The 21,548-nt window shown below is 39.2% G+C and carries 17 protein-coding genes; 10 read left to right on the top strand and 7 right to left on the bottom strand.

The window, feature by feature from the left end:
- Nucleotides 1-4: 4 nt before the first annotated feature.
- The 5 genes from A0J48_RS02145 to A0J48_RS02125 form a co-directional block, all read right to left on the bottom strand.
- Nucleotides 5-754, bottom strand: coding sequence for a DUF928 domain-containing protein (locus tag A0J48_RS02145; RefSeq protein ID WP_200319892.1), 750 nt, complete (start codon nt 752-754; stop codon nt 5-7).
- A gap of 334 nt (nt 755-1,088) precedes the next feature.
- Nucleotides 1,089-2,234, bottom strand: coding sequence for a tetratricopeptide repeat protein (locus A0J48_RS02140; protein WP_200319890.1), 1,146 nt, complete (start codon nt 2,232-2,234; stop codon nt 1,089-1,091).
- Nucleotides 2,235-2,326: 92 nt separating this feature from the next.
- Nucleotides 2,327-5,404 carry a plasmid replication protein, CyRepA1 family gene (locus A0J48_RS02135; RefSeq protein ID WP_200319888.1) on the bottom strand — a complete coding sequence of 1,026 codons (3,078 nt, stop codon included), beginning with the start codon at nt 5,402-5,404 and terminating at the stop codon, nt 2,327-2,329.
- Between the two features lie 345 nt (nt 5,405-5,749).
- Entirely contained in the window at nt 5,750-6,463 is a 714-nt protein-coding gene (locus A0J48_RS02130; protein WP_200319886.1) for a rubrerythrin family protein, read from the bottom strand.
- Between the two features lie 224 nt (nt 6,464-6,687).
- Nucleotides 6,688-7,773 carry an alkene reductase gene (locus A0J48_RS02125; protein WP_200319884.1) on the bottom strand — a complete coding sequence of 362 codons (1,086 nt, stop codon included), beginning with the start codon at nt 7,771-7,773 and terminating at the stop codon, nt 6,688-6,690.
- Between the two features lie 178 nt (nt 7,774-7,951).
- Between A0J48_RS02125 and A0J48_RS02120 the strand changes: the two genes are divergently transcribed.
- The 3 genes from A0J48_RS02120 to A0J48_RS02110 are packed head-to-tail and all read left to right on the top strand — an operon-like array spanning nt 7,952 to nt 10,517.
- Nucleotides 7,952-8,953 (top strand): GDP-mannose 4,6-dehydratase, encoded by a 1,002-nt coding sequence (locus A0J48_RS02120; protein ID WP_200319882.1) that lies wholly within the window; start codon nt 7,952-7,954, stop codon nt 8,951-8,953.
- Between the two features lie 9 nt (nt 8,954-8,962).
- Nucleotides 8,963-10,111: a glycosyltransferase gene (locus tag A0J48_RS02115; RefSeq protein WP_200319881.1), complete on the top strand. Its 1,149-nt coding sequence runs from the start codon at nt 8,963-8,965 to the stop codon at nt 10,109-10,111.
- 34 nt (nt 10,112-10,145) lie between these two features.
- Nucleotides 10,146-10,517 (top strand): hypothetical protein, encoded by a 372-nt coding sequence (locus A0J48_RS02110; protein WP_200319879.1) that lies wholly within the window; start codon nt 10,146-10,148, stop codon nt 10,515-10,517.
- A 76-nt stretch (nt 10,518-10,593) separates the two neighbouring features.
- Here A0J48_RS02110 and A0J48_RS02105 read toward each other — a convergent pair whose 3' ends face one another.
- Nucleotides 10,594-11,025 carry a hypothetical protein gene (locus tag A0J48_RS02105; protein ID WP_200319877.1) on the bottom strand — a complete coding sequence of 144 codons (432 nt, stop codon included), beginning with the start codon at nt 11,023-11,025 and terminating at the stop codon, nt 10,594-10,596.
- Between the two features lie 399 nt (nt 11,026-11,424).
- Here A0J48_RS02105 and A0J48_RS02100 point away from each other — a divergent pair, with 399 nt between their 5' ends.
- From A0J48_RS02100 to A0J48_RS02080, 5 genes are all read left to right on the top strand, one after another.
- Complete coding sequence (locus tag A0J48_RS02100; protein WP_200319875.1) at nt 11,425-11,769, top strand: hypothetical protein; 345 nt, start codon at nt 11,425-11,427, stop codon at nt 11,767-11,769.
- A gap of 167 nt (nt 11,770-11,936) precedes the next feature.
- Nucleotides 11,937-14,054, top strand: a complete 2,118-nt coding sequence (locus A0J48_RS02095; protein ID WP_200319873.1) for a pentapeptide repeat-containing protein — start codon at nt 11,937-11,939, stop codon at nt 14,052-14,054.
- A 249-nt stretch (nt 14,055-14,303) separates the two neighbouring features.
- Nucleotides 14,304-14,807 (top strand): hypothetical protein, encoded by a 504-nt coding sequence (locus tag A0J48_RS02090; protein ID WP_200319871.1) that lies wholly within the window; start codon nt 14,304-14,306, stop codon nt 14,805-14,807.
- A gap of 231 nt (nt 14,808-15,038) precedes the next feature.
- Entirely contained in the window at nt 15,039-17,747 is a 2,709-nt protein-coding gene (locus tag A0J48_RS02085; protein ID WP_200319869.1) for a pentapeptide repeat-containing protein, read from the top strand.
- 82 nt (nt 17,748-17,829) lie between these two features.
- Complete coding sequence (locus tag A0J48_RS02080) at nt 17,830-18,249, top strand: DUF1636 domain-containing protein (RefSeq protein WP_200319867.1); 420 nt, start codon at nt 17,830-17,832, stop codon at nt 18,247-18,249.
- A gap of 158 nt (nt 18,250-18,407) precedes the next feature.
- On the opposite strand, the gene A0J48_RS02075 is transcribed toward A0J48_RS02080, so the two are convergent.
- Complete coding sequence (locus tag A0J48_RS02075) at nt 18,408-19,394, bottom strand: GntR family transcriptional regulator (protein WP_200319865.1); 987 nt, start codon at nt 19,392-19,394, stop codon at nt 18,408-18,410.
- A 290-nt stretch (nt 19,395-19,684) separates the two neighbouring features.
- On the opposite strand from A0J48_RS02075, the gene A0J48_RS02070 reads away from it, so the two are divergent.
- Nucleotides 19,685-20,434: a dienelactone hydrolase family protein gene (locus A0J48_RS02070; RefSeq protein WP_200319863.1), complete on the top strand. Its 750-nt coding sequence runs from the start codon at nt 19,685-19,687 to the stop codon at nt 20,432-20,434.
- A 138-nt stretch (nt 20,435-20,572) separates the two neighbouring features.
- Nucleotides 20,573-21,475, top strand: a complete 903-nt coding sequence (locus A0J48_RS02065) for a S1 RNA-binding domain-containing protein (protein ID WP_200319861.1) — start codon at nt 20,573-20,575, stop codon at nt 21,473-21,475.
- The last annotated feature ends 73 nt before the right edge of the window (nt 21,476-21,548 follow it).

The raw sequence follows: 21,548 nt of genomic DNA, 5'->3' as shown, positions 1-21,548 counted from the left end.
GATATTAAGGTTGAGGGTTTGGTTGGCAACACTCAAGCAGAGGTTCTTTGGCTATTACTTCTAACCCAACTGATTTCAACAGTTCTTCCCATTCCTTTGGCTGTTGGGTGCGTAACTGCGCCACCTTGGTGATGGTTTCTGGCCAAAGGTCATTCTTGGCGTAAATTTCTGCTTGTTTGAGAGGTTTAGCTTGCTGGAAGTATTTATTCAAGGATGAACTGATAGTTGTGCGTTCAATTATTCCTTCAGTATATTCATCGCTGCTTCTGTCTTCTGGATCACAAACAAGTAAAAAGTACCATTTATATGCTTTGCCTGTTTTCAGCTTGGCTGTAGGAGGTATTTTGATGTGAATGATTCCTGGTTTCTGAGGAAGTTCAAAGCTGATGTTGTAAATATCATTATTTTTGTCGTTTCTGAGTATAAATTCTCCAGTAGTTGCTGTAGTTTGTGGCACGTAAAAATATAATGTCGGACTATCGGAAATAGTTAGACTTTTATTATTCCGTTTGGGCATTAAGGCTGTGACAGAAGGTTTTCCTGTGGCCAAGTTGATGCAGGACACTCCTCTTCTTCCTCCTCCAATGGTAGATGCTGGTGTGCCTCTGGAATCTCCAGAGGGGAATTTAAGACTGATTTTGACTGGTGATGGTTGTGCCAGCAGCTGTGCAGGTAAGATAAATGCTATTAACAGTACTGGAGAAATGCAGCCCGTAAGTTTTCCCAGATACTGAATAAAAGTTGGACAATTCATGATATTTAAGATAAAGTTTATTACTTTCTAAGGTAGTGTACTGTATTGGATTAATACATAGTCTTAGGAAATTTTTACAATTACGGCTATTCAGGTGACAGGTGACAGGTGACAGTTAAGAGGGAATAGGGAATAGGGAATAGGAATAGGGAATAGGGAATAGGGAATAGGGAATAGGGAATAGGGAATAGGGAATAGGGAATAGGGAATAGGGAATAGGGAATAGGGAATAGGGAATGGGGAATAGGGAATAGGTAAGATTAATAGAAGACCCTCTACACCCGTACACCCGTACACCCGTACACCCGTACACCCCTACACCCCTACACCTCATTTATTGATGATTCAAAAAGGATGCTGGGGATTGCTGAATTTTGGTAATTACATTTACAATTTCTTGATGGTATATTTTGTTTCCTTGTTGGTAGAAGAGGTGAGCGGATTTTTGGAAATCTTTAATAGCTGCTTGAATGTCTCCCAGATGTAGGTAAATGTCTCCTCTAGCATAGTAAGCGTCTGCTAGGTTAGGATTTATTTGTAATGCTTGATTATAGTCTTTAATAGCTGCTTGATAGTCTCCTAAGAAGCGATGAGAAGCTGCGCGATCACAATATCCTTCTACCAGATGGGGATTAAGTTGTAGTAATCTATTGGTATCTGCAATTGCCCCTTGATAATCTCCTAGATGGCGACGTGCATTAGCCCGTAAGCCATAAACTGTAGGCATAGTCGGATTTATTTGCAATGCTTGATTATAGTCTTGAATGGCGTTTTTATAGTCTCCTAAAGTGCTATGAATTAAACCCCGTTGATAATAAGCTTGAACATCTTCAGAATTGCGTTGTATTGCTTCGGTAAAATCGGCGATCGCACTTTGATAGTCTTGAAGATGAGACATTATTAAACCGCGATTATAGTAGGCTTCAGCAAAGTTAGGATTAATTTTTAATGCTTGATTATAATCGGCGATCGCATCTTCATATTGTTGGAGGGCGTAGTGACTATTACCTCTATTATGGTAGGCTGCTGCTAGATTGGGATTTAATTGTATGGCTTGATTATAATCGTCAATAGCTTCTATATATTGACCAAGAATATGCCAAATATTACCTCTGTTACTATAGGCGGCGACAAAATCTGGAGAGAATTTTAAAGCTTGGTTGATATCTGCAATAGCAGCTTGATTATCTCCACGTTGAAAACAAGCTAAACCCCGATTATGAAATGCCTTAGCAATGTCTAAATTGATATTTTCGGGTGGTTGAAGAGAATTTTCTTTTACTTGTTTGATTACTTGTTGATAATCTGCGATCGCTTGGTCAAATTTTTCTAAGGACAAGTAGGAGTTACCACGGTTGTAATAAGCTGCAACCAAGTTGAAATTTAGTTGGATAGCTTGGTTAAAAAATGCGATTGCACCTTCATAATCTCCATGTAAATTTTTCTTTACTCCCAGTTGAATTAATTCTTCAGCATTCATATATGACAGGTGACAGGTGACAGGTGACAGAAGACAAACAACAGGAGTAAGAATTTATTTTTTTCTCCACACTCTTATACCCCTGCAAGTATTTAATGGTCAGTAGTCAATATGACCTCTAATGGCTGAATTCTCACTTCATCACTAATACCATGTAAATGGTTTAATCGTAAATCATCACGGTGCTGCCAGACTTTAAATATTTCATTTCTACCATCATCTAAAGTTTCTGGATCAATATGATAAACATCATTTACCTGCTGCAACTTCAAAGCTAATAGCTTTAAAAGTCTGCCCAGAATTTTCATCCCAGAAATAACTTCTTTTCCTTGTACCACATCAATACCTAATGCTCGTTTAATATGTTTATTACTCTGCACAGCAACATTCTTTAACCAAATTAAATCAGGATCACTTTCCCTAAATAACCTGCTTGTTTCCAAAAATTGTAGCATTCCTAATGCACGCATAGCTTCAACCTTGAGAGTATAAGTTTTTAAATCTGGTAAAAAAACCTTTCCACCACCCCAATGTAGTTGTTGATGCCATTCTTGTTGATCTCTGGTATGGAAATATTCACTTTCATGAGTGAGATAATAATGAATTAACAATTGTCCATAATACCCTTGATCATCACGCAACTTTAGCAGCGGAGTTACTTCCACACCATACAAATCTCTGAGAATATATTTATTGATTTGATGGCGTTCTTCATGACTGAGAGAGTGTTTAGCCAATAGCTGCTCATATTCTACATAATCAATATCCTTAGCTGTCGCTACAGCCTTTGCAGTTAATAATTGATTTTGTTGTTTAATTTCTTTGATTTTGCGTTTAATATCTTTAGCTTTATGACGACTTTGATTCCAATCTTTTTGGACTTTGACAATTTCCATAATTAAACGTTTGCGGGTTTCTGAGTCGCTGGAATCAGTAGCAAAAAAGGCCAAGCGTAAATCTCGAATGATATTATTATGAACCTCATTACTACGCATAATAATTTTATGTCCATCAGCAATCAAACCATCTTGTAGTGATTGACGGTATAACCGCATGGAAGCATTGACTCTAGCAGATAATTTCGCCCAAGTTCGTAAATGAATTGGATCATATACCGTAGGTAAATCTACATCTATTTTATGTAAAGGACTTAGCAAAGCTAAATTTTCTTTTTGATTTTCCTGATACCAATGAGATAGTAACTGATAACTTGTACTGCCACTACCAATTAAACCTATACCACGTTTTGCACACCAGACAACACGGGGGACATCATCCCTTACTCTTGCTAGTGCTTGACGTGCTTCTGCATCAGGAATTACACCTTGAAAAATCCCATAAACGCGGTCAAAATGTTGGACATCAATACTAATTCCCGTCCCCAAACTAGGGGTGACAAATACGGTATTATAATCAGTAATTTTTTGATTAATTGCCGAAATAAAATCAACTGCTGCATGACCAGGTGTATTAGTAGTTTGACTACTGACTACTAAAGTATCAGGAAATTTCTTTCTTAATTTCTGTAATCTTTCTTTGAGGTAATGTTCAATGGTTTCACAACTATAACGTCCTGTACGACTATCCGTAGTTACATAACATTTACGTCCAGCAATTAAATCTAATTCTAGTTGATGAATTAATGGTGTGGGGTTAGGTGAATCATAAAAAGTGACATCCCAACCTTGTTTGGGTTTCCATTGATTGACAAGTACCCAAGGTGTGGTTTTAATTCCTGCTAAACCTTGTAAATATTCTAGAGAAATATCTGTTAAATCCGCATCTTGAGCAATAACTAAACCTCCAGTTGTGAGAACTGTAGAAATCAATTCCCGAAAAAACCCCAAAATTTTTACTCGTTTATGTTTACAGGTATTACTATTAAGCAGATGCCATAGACATTGCTCAACTTCATCTAAAATAACTATCGCTCCTTGCCAGTCTTCTGGATGCAATTTCCAAAGAGAATCAATACACAAACCAAAGGATTTGGTAATTGCTAAATTTGCTTGTGTTTCTCCAGTCCATATCTCTTGATTAACTCCCCATTGAATGCCGATTTTTTCACATAAAAACCGTCCTAACAGAATGCGGTGCGTAATTAATAAAACAGGTTGATTACGACTTTTGGCTTGAGTCACAACGGCTTGTAGTCCAGTCGTTTTACCTGTACCTTTAGCTGATTTGACTCCCACTAAGCCAGAAGTAGGAAATGGTATTTTTTCTAAATAAGGTTGATTAACAGTTAATGCCGGATTAATGGTTAAATGACTATGGGGTTTAGTTTGAGCGAGGTAAATTTCTAAATCTACACTTTGACGATATATTTTTTCAAAATAAGTAGCACCTTTAGCAAGAATAAACTCATCAACTCCCTTTTCTGTGCCTGGTAATTCCACAACTTTCACCGGACAATCTTGTTGTTGAAATAAACAACCAAGTTGGGAAATAGCATTATTGACAGCAGCAATTTTTTGAGCTTGATTTTCAAAATCAAAACATATATAAATTCTCCGCTTCTTAGTAGCAAAAACTTCTAATTCAGGTATCAATTGACGACGGGAAACTTTACCAAAGTTATCTTTCAAAACTCGATAACCGCTAGTAATTCCAGGAATACCAACAGCCACATAACCTTGTGTTAATAAAGCTGCTGCTTTTTTTGCCCCTTCACAAATAATGATTGAGAGATTATATTCCATTACCCATTGCCAAAAACCCTCTGCTTCACCGTCATCAGCAATGGTGATATTGTGAGGCATGGGAATATTGTAACGCTGGGAAACTTGCTGCCAAATTTGCTGATTTACTCTCAGACAAAACACTCGCATTGGTGTGCTGGGAGGATGTTCATATTTAATCAACTTACCGTTTTGATTTTGTCGGGGTTGAGTTGGTTTAAAACATCCCCATTCCATCTTGTGCCAATTATTGAGGGGGTCTCTTCCAGAACACCACCAACCTCCTGCTGTAATATGGCTATAACGTTGTAACAACCCACTTTTAATCATGCCAGTATTAGTGCGAGGGAGTTGTTCAGATATGAGTAGATACTGATAGGCATTCACACCTTGAAGCGAGATAAAATTCATTCGCGCTAAGTGTAAATCTATACAGCTACTCTTGACTAATTCTTCAAGATGTTGGGGGAGTAAATAATGCAGATGCATGGTCTGAAGCACTAGGGGAAGACAACGGAATTAAAACCTTAACACGCATCTGCTGATTTTTTATCAAAGAATTTGTAATTTTATGATGATATTTTTATTACATAGTTTTGAGAAATACTTCGGTTAATACAGAAATAGCTAATCTTGCTTGTGGAATGGTAAAAATAATAATTTTGTATTGTAATTTTTGTACGTGATTAAGTTTTATTTATCAGTAAATTTTTTGGCAAGTGGGCATGGGGCATTGGGTAAGATCAAGTCAAAAGTCAAAAGTCAAAAGTCAAAATTAAATAACTCTTTTCTCCCCTGCTTTCCCCACACCCCACACCCTACACCCTGCCTTTTTTAAGCAGCAACTTTTTCCTCTAGCGGTTTAAAAGTCTTTTTAGTTGCACCACAAATAGGACAACTCCAGTCGTCGGGAATTTGTGCAAAAGGTGTACCAGGTGCAATTCCTGAATCTGGATCACCCACAACCGGATCGTAAATCATGCTGCATTGTCTACAAATCCATTTTTGAGTTTGAGGATCTTCACCTGCTACTCTGGTGACAGCTTGTCCTCCATTTAATACTTCCAACGCTTCAGCGTAACGATCTGCGTGGTAATTTTCGATGAATTTTAGTAACCCAAAGCGGTGGGCTGCGGCGCGGAATGTATTAGCGTGTTCGCTAGATTCTTGTGCTTGTTTGAGAAATTCTTCCGCTGCGGGATTGTCTCTGTCTTGTTGAGCAGCAGCAGCAAATTCAGGATACATTGTAGTGTATTCGTAGGTTTCGCCTTCAATTGCTAAAGACAAACAGCGAGAAACAATTTCCCGTTTTTGTTCATCAGTTAAACTAGTTGGATCTTTCACTACTAGTTCTGGATGTAATAACTCGAAATGTGCAAAGGCGTGTTCAGTTTCTTGATCTGCTGTTTCTTTAAAAAGTTTTGCTAAGTCTGAAAAACCCAGTTTCTTTGCTACATTGGCAAAAAACAGATATTTGCGATTTGCCATCGATTCACCACCGAAGGCAGATTCTAAGTTTTGGAGTGTAGTAAAGTTTGACAAATCCATAATTATTTGTGTGTGCCTGCGAAATGATTTTTAATGGGAAAAACAGACTTTTAAACTAGGATAGCTGAGTCGATATCTAAAAAGATATTAGATAGGTTTTATACAACCTTTTTCTGTCTATCTTTAATAACCCAGTTTTTTAGCTGCTCTCGACAATTATAAAACTGAAAACGGTGGTCAGTTTATTGATTTTCTACCGAAATTTAGATAATTTTGTGAAGATTCTAAGATTCTAAAAATGGGTAATCTGTATACCCTGTAGCATCTAGAGCGTAGAATGTTTTGGGATCTGGGGCATTCAATTCGGTATTAAGTTGTAAGCGTTTTGGTAGGTCTGGATTGGAGATAAATAACTTACCAAAAGAGACTAATTCTGCATTTCCATCACTGAGAATGCGATCGCCTGTAATCCGGTCATAGCCACCATTGGTAATGATAGTACCTGGATAAATAGGTCTAAATTCATTAATTACAGGATTGATCACTTCACGGGTACTTAAATCAAGTTCATTAGGCTCCATTAGGTGTAGATAAGCCAGTCCAAAGGAGTTCAGCGCCTGAATTACATAACCGAAAGTGGCTTGGGGATTGCTATCTTGCATTCCGTAAAATGTATTACTTGGTGAAAGTTTAATACCAACGCAATCGCCCCCCCAAACATCAGTGACAGCAGCCACCACTTCTAAGAGAAACCTACTGCGGTTCTCAATTGAACCACCATATTCATCAGTGCGCTGGTTTGAACCATCTTGTAAAAATTGGTCAATTAAATAACCAAAAGCGCCGTGCAGTTCCACACCATCAAAACCAGCAGCTAAAGCATTTTTTGCCCCTTGGCGGAATTGCTCAACGATGCCGGGAATTTCCTCAGTTTCCAAAGCACGGGGAGTTTCTAAAGACACCTTACCAACAGGTGTATGTAACGAACCAACTGCGGCGATCGCACTGGGAGCAACAGGTAACTCTCCTCCCAATAACGATGGATGGGAAACCCTGCCAGAGTGCCATATTTGCAGAAAAATTCTGCCCCCTTGTTCATGGACTGCATCTGTCACCAACCGCCATCCTGCCACCTGCTCCTCTGAGTAAATACCCGGACAGTTCATGTAGCCTAAACTTAGTGAAGACACCATTGTCGCTTCTGTGACAATTAGCCCTGCACTGGCACGTTGAGCGTAGTAAGTCGCCATCAACGAGTTAGGAATACTATCAATTGCTCTTAACCTGGTCATAGGAGCCATAACAATCCTATTAGGTAGGATATAGGGGCCAAGCTGAACAGGTGTGAAAAGATTGGGCTGGCTATCCATTTAATCAAATCTTTAAAAAAAACTGTCAAATTAAATATACTGATAAATCTTTAAGAAATGTTTAATAAATTTCCGAAATCTTACTAGTTGAAAAGCTAATTTGCCTGTAAAAATAATACTTAATATACTAGATACATAATTTCAGTAGACTAAAACTGTCATATCAAACACCATATCTATGACAAAAACAGCCCTAATCACAGGTATTACAGGCCAAGATGGCTACTATCTGAGCCATTTACTCCTTCACCAAAATTATCGAGTGGTCGGCTTAGTATCTCCCCACCGACAACCTAACTTGTCAAAATTAGGAAACCTAGCGGATAAAGTAGAAATTTACACCGTTGATTTAAGGGATTATGCAGGTTTATTAACTGCTGTTGAACAACTACAGCCCCAGGAAATTTATAATTTAGCTGCTCCTAGTTTCGTTCCTGATTCCTGGCATGATCCTTTAGGAACTCTCGATCTGATTACAGGTACTGCTACCAGATTATTAGACGCAATTCGGCAAGTTGGTTTATCTACAAGGTTTTATCAAGCCAGCAGTTCAGAAATGTTTGGTGATGTAACTACTGCTCCCCAAGATGAAGAAACCCCTTTCCGTCCTAAAAATCCCTACGCAGCAGCAAAATTACACGCTCACTGGACGATGGTACATCACCGACAGCGTTATGGTTTATTTGCTTGTAGTGGTATTTTATACAATCACGAATCTCCTTTACGTCCTCCTCAGTTTGTGACACGCAAAGTTTCTTTAGCCGCAGCATCAATTAAATTGGGTTTAGCTCAAACCTTGGAAATGGGCAACTTAGATGCTAAACGGGACTGGGGTTTTGCCGGAGATCATGTTAATGCTATGTGGCGAATGTTGCAAGTTGACGAACCGGAAGAATATGTCATTGGTACAGGTAAACTCCACAGTGTAAAAGAATTAATTAGCACAGCTTTTGATGCTGTCGGACTTGATTGGCAAAAATACGTAATTGTGAATACTAATTTATTGCGCTCAGACGAACATTTTCAACTTGTTGCTAACCCCGCTAAAGCCAAAACAAATCTGGGTTGGGAACCGCAAGTAAGTTTTGAGCAACTTTTGGAAAACATGGTAAAAACCGATTTGGAAAATTTAGAGAACGGTAAAATTAAGCCATTAATACAAGCTGAACAGAAAAAATAACATTACCAAATGCCAATTAATAAAGTGCCAAATAATCATTTATTTGTGTTTTTAGAAATTTTTACTTTGGAAGGTGGAATTCAATCCTATGTGAAGGATATTTTCCTTGCCTATCAAGGATTAAATCCAACTTGTAAAGCAGAAGTTTTTTTACTGCGGGATAGTCCAGATTGTGTTAATCCTTTTGAGTCAGAGAATTTAAAATTTCATTATTTTAAAAGTAAGTCTCCCACCATAGGTAGACTAAAATTAGCTTTAGCTTTGTTTAAATATCTATTGCAAAAACGACCCCAACAGGTTTTTTGTGGTCATATTAAGTTAGCAGGACTGATACAGATTTTATGTCAACCTTTGGGTATTCCCTATACTGTACTCACCTATGGGAAAGAAGTTTGGGAAACTCTCAAAAATACAGAAAGAAATGCTTTAGCTTCAGCCTCAGCAATTTGGACAATTAGCCGTTATAGTCGAGACAGAGCTTGTGCTGCTAATGGTATCAACCCCGAAAAAGTACAGATGCTACCTTGTGCTATTGATGGGGATAAATTTACTCCTGGAGACAAAGCACCAGAACTAATTGAGAAGTATGGTTTAAAAGATGCCAAGGTATTAATGACAGTAGCGCGGTTGTGGTCTGGAGATATTTACAAAGGTGTGGATGTGACAATTCGAGCCTTACCGCAAATTATTCAAGTGTTTCCAGAGGTAAAATATTTAGTGATTGGTCGTGGTGATGACCAACCAAGATTAGCTCAGTTAGCACAAGATTTAGGTGTGAGCGATCGCGTTATTTTTGCTGGTTTTGTGCCTACAGAAGCATTGATGTTACACTATCGTCTAGCCGATGCCTATATTATGCCTTCCCAAGAAGGATTTGGCATAGTTTATCTAGAAGCAATGGCTTGTGGTGTCCCAGTATTATCTGGTGATGATGATGGTTCAGCCGACCCCTTACAAGATGGTAAACTAGGATGGAGAGTACCACACCGCAACCCCGATACCGTGGCAGCAGCTTGTATTGAAATTCTCCAAGGTCAGGAGCAACGTTGTGATGGTAAATGGTTACGAGAGCAAGCGATCGCTATTTTCGGAATAGAAGCTTTTCAACAACGGTTACAACAAATGCTCCAATCAACCAACCAACTAACTAACGAATGACTAAGATAAAACTATAGTAAAAGAAATTTGAGAAATGAGCCTAAAAAACTTGCAATTTAATCTTGATAAACTCCGTCCTTGGCTCACTTTGTTAGCGGTGGCCTGGTTGTTAGCATCATTAGGTTTAGGTTGGTTGGTTAATTCCCTGCTAATTATTTTTGGGCTGTTGTTAGTAACACCAGTAATAGCATTTTTCGGGTTTCGTTGGTGGCTACAAAGTAATTTAGTTACAGGTCAGTGTCCCGTCTGCGGATTTGAATTAACAGGTTTAAACAACTCTCAATTGCAGTGTCCAAACTGTGGAGAACAACTATCAGTAACAAACAGTCAATTTAGCCGCTTCGCACCAGACGGTACAATTGATGTTACAGCCATTGAAGTCCCAGCTAAATCACTGGAAGATTAATGAGTTATCAGTTGTCAGTTGATAATGACTAATGACTAATGACTAATGACTAATGACTAATGACTAATGACCTTTACTATTTCTTTTCTTGGGAAATTGAAAGGGAATAATTATATTGTCCGGAAGATAAATTGCCTATATACAGTGAATATCGTCCAAGTTGCCAGAAACCAGCCATTTCTGGTTTATTATTAGTGTAATTATCTGCTAACACACAAAAGCGCCCCCCTGGACCGTCCACTAGTAATGTTGGTTTACCTTGACTCTCAACTGTTAATCGCAAGTAAGGTAGTGACTCTGTAACTTGAATCACTTGACTAGGTTGAGCAGGAATATTCCCGCAATTACTCTGCTGTGTTCCCGCCGAAGTACCATTGATAACCAGCGGGTCTTGAGGGAGGTTTTTATTAATTTGAATAACAGGAGTTTGAGCTACATTAGGCTGGTTAAATAGCAAACTCATTGTTAAAGTTGCGGGAACAAGGATCAATAACCTTAAAGTCTTCATTTTAATTAATGCTCCCGACTGCGATGGAGCAATATATTGATATATATTCTGATAATCTTCCTAGACAGAAACAATCCGTTTTTGTTCCCAAAGAAAAAGTATAAATTTTTATTGTCAAATTGAATGAGTTTGTGACTAAACATTAAAATATCCTGAAATCACAGGAAGTTAGCAGAAAAATCTGGCTGATACCCAAGTTACAGCATATTGCAGGTCAATAAGGTACAAATTTTTATGACAAAGCCTTGCACCAACAGGGTTTTACTGCTGACTGCTGACCGCTGACTGCTGAAAGCTGCTGTATAATCACCTTTTTAGCTAAAATCACTAACACAACTAGCAAATAAAAGATTTGGTTGTTTGGTTGTAAAACAAGTGTCCTAGCTGAGGTCAAAAATTATGAATCCTCTACCCGAAGAAGACTTGCAGCGTCGCCTCCAACAGCTAGAGGCTGAAATTAATTCATTTTCCCCAATTTCAACCCCAGGAGAGACGCAAAAACAGACACAACCGTCTGGGTTTGGCAAATTAAACCAATATTTAGAGCGATCGCAAATTTGGTTTCAGGGTTTATCAGGGATGAACAAGCTGGCAGTTGCAGGTGTAGCGATATTTGTAGGCTTGTTGATACTGCAAACAGTATTTAAACTGGTGGCATCCGTAATTAGTCTGGCACTGTTGGCATTGTTGGTGTATGTTGGATACAAATTTTTTGTGTCTAATAGCTTTCAACGTAAGCAATAGTCTAGTTAGTTACAGGATATTGCAGGTTGCTCCAAGTGCAAAATTGAATGACAAAGCCTTGAAGCAAGAGGGTTTTACTGCTGATAGCTGATAGCTGATAGCTGATAGCTGCTATATTTTAACCGCGCCGAGATTGGCGTAAACATAAAGTCAAAGGGAATTATGCAATGACGACCCCAACTGTCAGGAGAAATATCAATCAATCGAGTCAGTCCCAAAAACCAGAAAAAGTTAATTCCCTGCCTCTGGGAACAAGACGGTTAGCCGCTTGGGCAGTGGAAATCACATTAGTAGTTGCCAGTGGGTTAGTTCCCTTTGGCATAGGTGTTTATGCCAATTCTCGCAGCGATCTGAACCGAGTACCTTTAAATCCAGTGTTGGTAGTCACAGAAAGAGCGATCTCCAGACCTTTAGCTCTACCAGTTAGTTATGGTATTCATAATGTCGCTAGTCCCACTAATTTTTTATGGACAATTGCCCTATTAGCACCTATTACCCTTTCAGGGTGGCAGTTGTATTTACTGGGTAAAACGGGCAGCACCATTCCCAAGCGTTGGTTTGGTGTGCGCGTAGTTAATGAAGAAGGTCAAGCCCCTGGTTTTGGGGCTGTGGTTGTGCGTGAAGGTTTAGGACGCTGGACGGCTCCTGTTTCCGTTGCCTATCTGTTATGGCGTTACAGCTTTGCGTTTCCCAACTTAGGTTTATTTACATTTTTAGCTATATTGTTGGTGCTAGGAGAAGGAATGGGCTGGCCTGCCCAAAAGCGTCGTCGTGCCTTCCATGACCAGTTAGCAGGTACATACACTATAGATGCTAGAGACAGTAGCAAATCGGTAAAAACTCCTCCAGAAGCTACTGAACAGTCACAGCCAGAAAATCAACAGCAAGTAAACACCTCTAGTCAGCAGCCTATTTCCACAAACCTCATCCGCCGTAGCCCCAATTTCACCTTATTTGTGGTTGGGGTAACAAGCATGATTGCGGTATTATCAACTTTAGTAGGTACACAAATATACATTCAAAGTCAAGAAAGCCTACGAAAAACCGAGCAAATTAACAGCCAAAAGTTTCTGGAACTAGTAAAGGAACTGAATCCTAACTCTGGTGCCAGCAATGAAGAACGCCAGAGAGCAATTCTGGCATTAGGTGGTATAAACGATACACAATCAATCAAATTCCTGGTTGATTTACTAGTGAAGGAAACTGACCCCAGCATCATAGATACTCTCCAGCAAGCCTTAACCAATATTGGACCCAAAGCTATTCCTGAATTAAAACGCATGAATCAGTTTCTGGCTGGAGAAATAGAATCAGTCAGCACTTTCCGAGACATAAGAAAACAGCAGTTAAGTCTTAACCAACAGGCAATTAATAAAATTCTCTCTGTTTATACTGGCAAAATTCATGACATAGATTTGAGCAATGCCCAATTGGGTTCAAAAAGCTCAGAGGAAAATTCTTTATTTAAATTGGTACTAGACAATACTGATTTATCTGGAGTTATTTTTAAATCTGCCAATCTGAACCAAGCTAGTTTGAAAGCTAGTCGCTTCCGCAGTGTCGGTGAAGATGGACGTTGGGATACTTATGATGATGCGATCGCTGATTTGAGTAAAGTTCAATTAAAGCAAGCTAACCTCACCGAAGCTAATCTCAGCCGTGTGTTGATGAACCGCAGCGATTTAAGCCGTGCCATCCTCAATAAAGCTAACTTGTCTAATGCTCGTCTAGTAGGCACTAATCTGAGTAGTAGCCAACTGATTGGTAGCGATTTGCAAAAGGCAATGTTAGAAGACGCAATTCTTACAGGAGCAGACATCAGCGATGCAAAAATGATGGAAGCAAATTTGTATGCTGCTAATTTAGGTCGTGTTTCTGCTATTGGTACACAATTATCTCACGCCAACTTAACCAACACAGATTGGCAAGGAGCAGATTTATCGGAAGCTTATTTAGATAATGCCAATCTTAGCAATGCTAACTTTAGTGCAGCACGTCTATCTGGTGCGGTTTTGCGTTCTGCCAACATGAAAAACGCCAACCTGCGAAATGCTGATTTAAGTCGTGCAGATTTACGGGGGGCAAATTTGGAGGGGGCAGATTTTCAAGGTACGATTCTGTTTCCTGGTAAACAAGACCCAAACGATCAATTTGTCCAAACTTCCGATCTCGGTTCACAAGCAGCTATAGTCCAAGGTGTAGATTTTAGCGAAGCTAAAAATTTAGATGCCCAACAATTAGCTTTCATTTGTACTAAGGGCGGTATTCATTCCCGTTGTCCATAGTATTTAGGTGACAGGTGACAGGTGACAGGTGACAGGTGACAGGTGACAGGTGATAGAGGAGATGGGGAGATGGGGAGGCATCAAGTCAAAAATCAAAAATCAAAAGTCAAAATTAAAAAACTTTTGCTTCTTGCCTCTTGCCTCTTGCCTCTTGCCTTTTTCCTTCTTTCCCAGTCACCAATCACCAATTCAGATTAGGAGTAATATAGATAACATATCTATATCAATGGTGTCAGGAGTAGTAGGGTGATGAAGTCTCTTAAATATTTAGCTTCTGTAGCTTCAGTTCTGGGTACTGGTGCGATTTGTAGTTTGGTGATCAATAATCAACCTGCACAAGCTCAAGTCGCTTATGGTAGTTATGTGGGTATTGGTCCGACTGTGGGACTAAGTGAGGATACCCAATTGGGTGGAGTTTTGGCTTTTCGCTACAAATTGCTAGAAACTCCTGTTTCTTTCCGCGCTCAAGCTTTAATTGGTCAAGGTACGGCTATAGTACCGACTGTTTCTTATGATTTGCCTATCAATTGGCAAACTGATGTTTACCTGGGTGCTGGAATGGTATTAACCAGTGGTGATACTGCTTCCCCTGTGGGTAATAAAGTTAGTTTTGCTTTGCAACCAGGAATTGATTACGTTGTTCCTAATAGCAATACAGTGATTTTTGGTAACGCGATTATTGCTTTTGATGCCTATCGCAATGGTGGAGGTACAGCTTTATCTTTGCAAGGTGGTGTAGGTTTAAGATTTTGAGAAGAGGTAGGAGTCAGGAGTCAGGAGTAAAACTGTCTTAGTGTCTGGCTTTGAATTTAGATTCTCTACCTCATTGATTTGCAATGTTCTGTAATAAAAATATGAGAAGCAAAATCCCCGATTTATCAAAAGAGTTGGGGATTTATTGTATTATCAGCTTTAATATTGCTTTCTTTTAATTCAGTCCACCTAAATATTTATTTTTAGCTTTCACATCAAAAGTATTGAAATATGAGAGACACATCAGGAATTCTCATCAAAAAGCCAGTTGCATTATTAAATAGAAACATTAACTTTAACTTCGGAAGTTTTTTTACAGCAGTAACCAAAGCTGGTGCAAATGCGGCTGTGATGAATTTTGGTAATGTACCAGAAAATCTGGTGGAAGTTGCCGCAGCAGTTGGGTTAGGTAAAGAACCTGGAGAAGTTGCTTGGGTGTTAATTTTTCGGGCTTTAATTCAAGCAATGTGGACTTTAGCAGAAGAGAGAAAAGATTTATTACAAGATGCTGATAATAAAGATATTGAAATAATAGTTAATCATCGTTTAGAGGAATGTTTAAAAAAATTAGAATCACAAGAAATAACGATTGATATTAACTTTTTTGATCATCCTGAAAAATTGGTAATTGTTGAAGCAATTAAAACACCTTTTGCTCAATGGTTAGAAAGCTTTGGTATCAATTCAGCAGAAGCGAAAGTTATTAGTAATCAAATTCCCGGTCAGTTTGTCTATGCACTGCACAAAGAATGGTTAAAAAATAGTGATAAATATCAATCTTTAATCAATAACCTGAATAGTCCTTTTGTTAAAGCCAATGAACGACAACAAGCATGGAAAATTTATAGCGCGTGGCTGGAAAACCAAGTTAATGAAAGGATGTTTGATGAAGCCTTTGGTTTAAAACAGGTTTATGTGCCGTTGCGGGCTTATTATAAACGCAAAATTGAAGTTAAAAAAACAGATACCTTTAGCAGAGAAGAAGATAAATTTGATCAGGTTGTTGTTGATTTAGAAACAGAAGTAGAAAATTGGTTAAATAAAGCGGATTCTAAAGATGCGATGAGGGTGATTAGTGGTGGTCCCGGAAGTGGTAAATCTTCCTTTGCCAAAATATTTGCAGCTAACCAAGCCAGAAAGGGAGAAGTTAGAGTTTTATTTATTCCCTTACATCGCTTTGAAGTTACGGATAATTTAATTAATGCTGTTGGTGATTTTGTTGTAAGTAATGGTTTTATTAAAGAGAATCCTTTACAAGCAAATGATTTTGAATCACGATTATTAATTATCTTTGATGGCTTAGATGAATTAGCAATGCAGGGTAAACTTGGGGCAGAAGTCGCTAAAGAGTTTATTCAGAAGGTTGATAAAAATTTAGCTAATTTTAATCAACGGGAAACTCGGTTACAAGTTTTGATTACTGGACGTAATTTAACGATTCAAGCAAATAGTAGTTTATTGGATAACTCATCACAAGAAATATTGTATGTTCTGCCTTATTTTCTAGAAGAGAATGAGAAATATAATTACGTTGATGACCAAAAATTGTTAGAAACAGACCAAAGAAATTTATGGTGGCAGGGTTATGGTGAAGCAAAAGGCATAGAATATACTGGCTTACCATCTGAATTAAATCAAGGTAAGCTAGGAGAAATTACTGCTCAACCTTTGTTAAATTATTTGGTAGCTTTAAGTTTTGCTCGTGGGGAAGTAGATTTTTCCGCAGATAGTAATTTGAATAGTATTTATGCAGATTTACTCAAAGCAGTTTACAAACGTAAATGGGCTGATAAAAAACATCCTATAAATCAAGAATTTAAAATTAAAGATGAGGAAGAATTTGCAGAAGTTTTAGAAGAAATTGCTTTGGCTTGTTGGCACGGAGATGGAAGAACTACAACGGTTAGTAAAATTGAAAAAATTTGTAGTGATAATATTCATTTCCAAAATCTCTTTGCGGAATATCAGCAAGCAGCAGAAGCAGGTATCACTCGTTTATTAACTGCTTTTTATTTTCGTCAGAGTGGGGTGAGGGAACAGGAGAAAACCTTTGAATTTACTCATAAGAGTTTTGGTGAATATTTGACAGCTAGAAGGATAGTGCGAGAATTAGATTTTATTCATGAACAGTTAGCAGAACGTCAAAAAAATCGCCGTAAAGGCTGGGATGAAAAAGAGGCTTTAAAACAATGGGCTATTTTGTGTGGAACATCTCCTCTCAATGAGTACCTATTTAGCTTTATTTTTGATGAAATGCAGTTGCAATTACTAAAAAATGTTGAGAGATGGCAGCAAACTTTATGTAATTTGATTAGTTTTATGTTACGTGAGGGGATGCCGATGGAAGAATTGAAGTTAGCTAATTTTTATGAAGAAAATCGGCAAGCGCGAAATGCAGAAGAAGCATTATTAGTTGTGTTGAATGCTTGTGCTAGAGTGACCAAGAAAGTTTCCGAGATTAAATGGCATTCTCCTCAAGATTTTGGTGTGTGGATTTCTCGACTACGGGGACAAAGATTAGATTTTAAGAATCAAGTTTTTTGCTTAAATTATTTGAGTTTTTTAGATTTACAGAAGTGTATTTTGATTCATCAAGATTTTTATCAAGCTAATCTTCAATGGGCTAATCTTCAAGAGGCTAATTTTCAAGAGGCTAATCTTCAATGGGCTAATCTTCAACGGGTTAATTTTCAACGGGCTAATCTTCATGAGACGGATCTTCATGGGGCGGATCTTCAACGGGCTAATCTTCAACGGGCTAATCTTCAATGGGCTAATCTTCAACAGGTTAATTTTCAACGGGCTAATCTTCATGGGGCAGATCTTCATGGGGCGGATCTTCAACGGGCTAATCTTCTAGCGGCTAATCTTGTAGGAACTATTCTGGAAAGAAAAGATTTAACGAAATTGAATACAGACACAGATTCCAGCACGGTGTGACAACAACCAATATCATCAAAAACTGTGTGAATCAAAATGCTGGCAGTATAATTATAAATTGTGCAAATCTGCGAGGATACAGATGACTGCTGCTAACATTTCTCCCCTTTCCCCTACCAGTGAACCTGGTGTAGCTTCTCATAGTTTATTTGTGTGCAAAACCTGCGCCAGTGTTTGGCAAGATGGTAAGCGTGTCGGTGAAAGCGGCGGTCAAAAACTTCTACAAGCAATTCAGCAAGTCGCGCAAAATTGGGATTTACGGGATAAGTTCCCCATCAAAGAAGTTGAATGTATGAGTGCTTGTAACCGTTCCTGTGTCGTCGCTTTTGCTGGTCAAGGCAAGTTAACTTATCTATTCGGTGATTTGCCGGTTGAAGGTTGTGCTGAAGCAGTGTTGGAATGTGCCAGTAAATACTACTCTCAGCCTGATGGTGTCCTACCTTGGTCAGAACGCCCAGAACCTTTAAAAAAAGGCATTTTGGCAAGAATTCCCAGTTTATAGGTGACAGGTGACAGGTGACAGGTGACAGGTGACAGGTGACAGGTGACAGGTGACAGTGGTAAAAGTTTTCCATTGTCTACGGTTATCAATCCAAAATCTAAAATCCAAAATCTAAAATCTAAAATCCAAAATGGTATTACCTCTCAAAATGAAAACTGTCAGGTTAAACCCAGTTCTCGTTTCAGCAAATTAATGGACTGAGAACCGATGTAGTTTTCACAGCGGATGAGTTTGGGTGGACGAATGAGGTCGTCTACTAATGTTTGTATTGCTGCTTGTGCTGTTGAATAACTGATTTGATCTGTACAGAAGATGATTTCTGACCGCTTAACTATGGCATTGAGTTTGTAGGCATCTTTGGGTTGAGAAGTCATAACTAAAAGTTCATCTCCGCGTAAGCCGTGGAGAATAACATCTGTAGCTCTGAGAATGCCTGGACTGAGGCTAACTATGCCAATACAACTAGCTCTGGGTAAGCTTTTGACTACGTTAAGTTCCTTACCATAGTCATGAATATCTAGAGGAATGACGCGCACGGCTTTGGGTGCAGCGATCGCTTCCACTTCTCCAATAAAATATCGACTGGTAACTAATGTGGCGGAGGTAGTTTGTTCTAGTACCGCTGCTAATTCTTCCATTGCTACCAGTTGGACTGGAATTTGTAGGGATTCTTCCAATTCATCTACCATTAATTCCCCTGCACCAAGGTCTTGAGATGGTACTACTACCAGCACTCTAGCACTGCAACGCAAGCGCCAATCAACTTCTGCGAGAAATAACTCCCGTGCTTGATTGAGGGAACAGCCTTGATTGAGCAATTCATCCAATGTTTTTTGGACTACTTTGTAGGCTTCAGGATATTGTTTGAGAATTGGTAACTGTAGTCTACTCCCACCCTCGTGACCTTGAGCGCGGACGTAAATTCCTGAACCTGCCAGACTTTCAACAAATCCCTCGTCTTCCAACTGGCGGTAAACTTTGCTAATGGTATTACGATGTAGTCCGGTTTGCATAGCTAACGCCCGTGTGCTGGGCAATTTGTATCCGGGTGGATATTGACCAGATGCGATCGCAAATCGGATTTGATTAAACAGTTGGCTGGATGCAGGAATTTCACTGTCTGGCTGAATACGGAATTGAATCATTACCAATTCTCCTGATTACTGGTAGCTTCACCTCACCAGATGTGTATACTACCTATTAAATATATTACTTGTACTGCAAAGGGAAATTCAAAATATAGCAGATGACTCTTGACTGGAACAAAGACACTACGCGTGAACGTTCGCAAAGCGTGGCGTTAGACATAGTTCATCGGAAAAGAGGCACAAAATTCAAAGTTTAAAATTCACAATGAATATAGCGATTTGATTAACAACATCTTGAACATACTGGCATAGTTAGATCAAATCACGGAAGATTGGTAAAAATTCTTATGACAGACCTAACCATAGACACCGCCAAGGTTAAACTTTCCCAAGATGATTGTCAAATAGATGCTTATCTGGCAAAACCTACAACACCAGGTTTTTACCCAGGAATTGTGGTTTTACAAGAGATATTTGGGGTTAACGTTCATATTCGAGATGTGACAGAACGAATTGCTAAACTGGGATATGTGGCGATCGCTCCGGCACTCTTTCAACGTCAAGCCCCTGGTTTTGAAACTGGTTACACCCCTGAAGATGTGGCAGTGGGGAGAAAATACGCCTGGTCACAAACCACAGCCTCACAATTATTGAGCGATATTCAAGCAGCTATTAATTATCTCAAAACTTTACCCCAAGTCAAAAAAGACAGCTTTGGTTGTATAGGCTTTTGTTTTGGTGGTCATATAGCATATTTAGCCGCCACTCTCCCTGATATTAAAGCCACTGCGTCTTTTTACGGTGCGAGGATTACGACCCATACACCCGGAGGTGGAGAACCTACCATCACCCGCACGAGAGAAATTCCAGGCACTATTTACGCCTTTTTTGGGATGAACGATGCCAGTATTCCCCAAGCACAGGTAGACGAAATTGCCGCCGAGTTACAAAAACACAACATTTCTCATCGTGTGTTTCGCTACGATGGATCTGATCACGGATTTTTCTGTGACCGTCGCGCCAGCTATAATCCTATAGCTGCGGCTGATGCTTGGGAGCAAGTAAAACAACTTTTTGCCGCCACTCTAGGAGGTTAAACAGAGGTTGTCAGATTATTCTCAGTTACTATTTCTCCTTTTTGTGAGTTTGATCAAGAAAGAAGAACTCCTGTAACTTCTGTAACTCCTGTAACTCCTGCAACTCCTTCTGCTCATAACAATTTATCTTCAAAAATCATGAATTCCGAATCAAAACTTTCTCAAACAGCCAATTCGTCCTTTTCAATGGATGATTTTGCCAAAGCACTAGAAAAACACGATTACCAATTTCAAAAGGGACAAGTCGTACATGGCAAGGTGTTCCAGCTTGACCATGATGGCGCTTATGTTGATATTGGTGGCAAATCCTCTGCTTTTCTGCCCCGCGATGAGGCTGCGTTGAGAGTAGTGACTAATTTATCGGAAGTGCTGCCGATGAATGAGGAACTAGAGTTTTTGATTATCCGGGAACAGGATGCTGAAGGTCAAGTTACTCTTTCTCGTAAGCAGTTAGAAATTCAGCACATCTGGGAAAAACTCGCACAAATGCAGGAAAATTCCCAAACGGTACAAGCACGAGTAACTGGTGTCAATAAAGGCGGTGTGACTGTTGAAGTTCTTGCTCTGCGAGGATTTATTCCGCGATCGCACCTGGCCGAGCGTGATAACCTAGAAGCACTCAAAGGTCAAACTCTGTCTGTGGGGTTTTTGGAAGTAGACCGCAGCAATAAAAAACTGATCCTTTCCCAACGTTTAGCAGCTCGTTCTAGCAACTTAAGTCTATTAGAAGTTGGTCAGTTGGTAGAAGGGAAAGTAACTGGTATTAAACCTTTTGGTGTATTTGTAGATTTAGATGGTGTTAGCGCCTTGCTACACATCAAACAAGTCAGCCAGAAATTTATTGAATCTTTGGAAAAAGTCTTTCAAGTTGGTCAGTCAGTCAAAGCTGTAATTATTGACTTAGATGAAGGTAAAGGAAGAGTAGCTATTTCTACCAGAGTTTTGGAAAACTATCCTGGTGAATTGCTAGAAAATATGGCTGAAGTGATGAATTCCGCTGAAGCTCGTGCTAATCGCGCTGCTAACAAACCGGCAGAGTAGAGAGATAGGTGACAGGTGACAGGTGACAGGTGACAGTGAAGAAAGCAGGGGAGGCAGGGGAGGCAGGGGAGAC

The sequence above is a fragment of the Sphaerospermopsis aphanizomenoides BCCUSP55 genome (assembly GCF_001586785.1).
Classification (GTDB): domain Bacteria; phylum Cyanobacteriota; class Cyanobacteriia; order Cyanobacteriales; family Nostocaceae; genus Sphaerospermopsis_A; species Sphaerospermopsis_A aphanizomenoides_A.
This window is presented reverse-complemented; position numbering and strand designations above follow the sequence as displayed.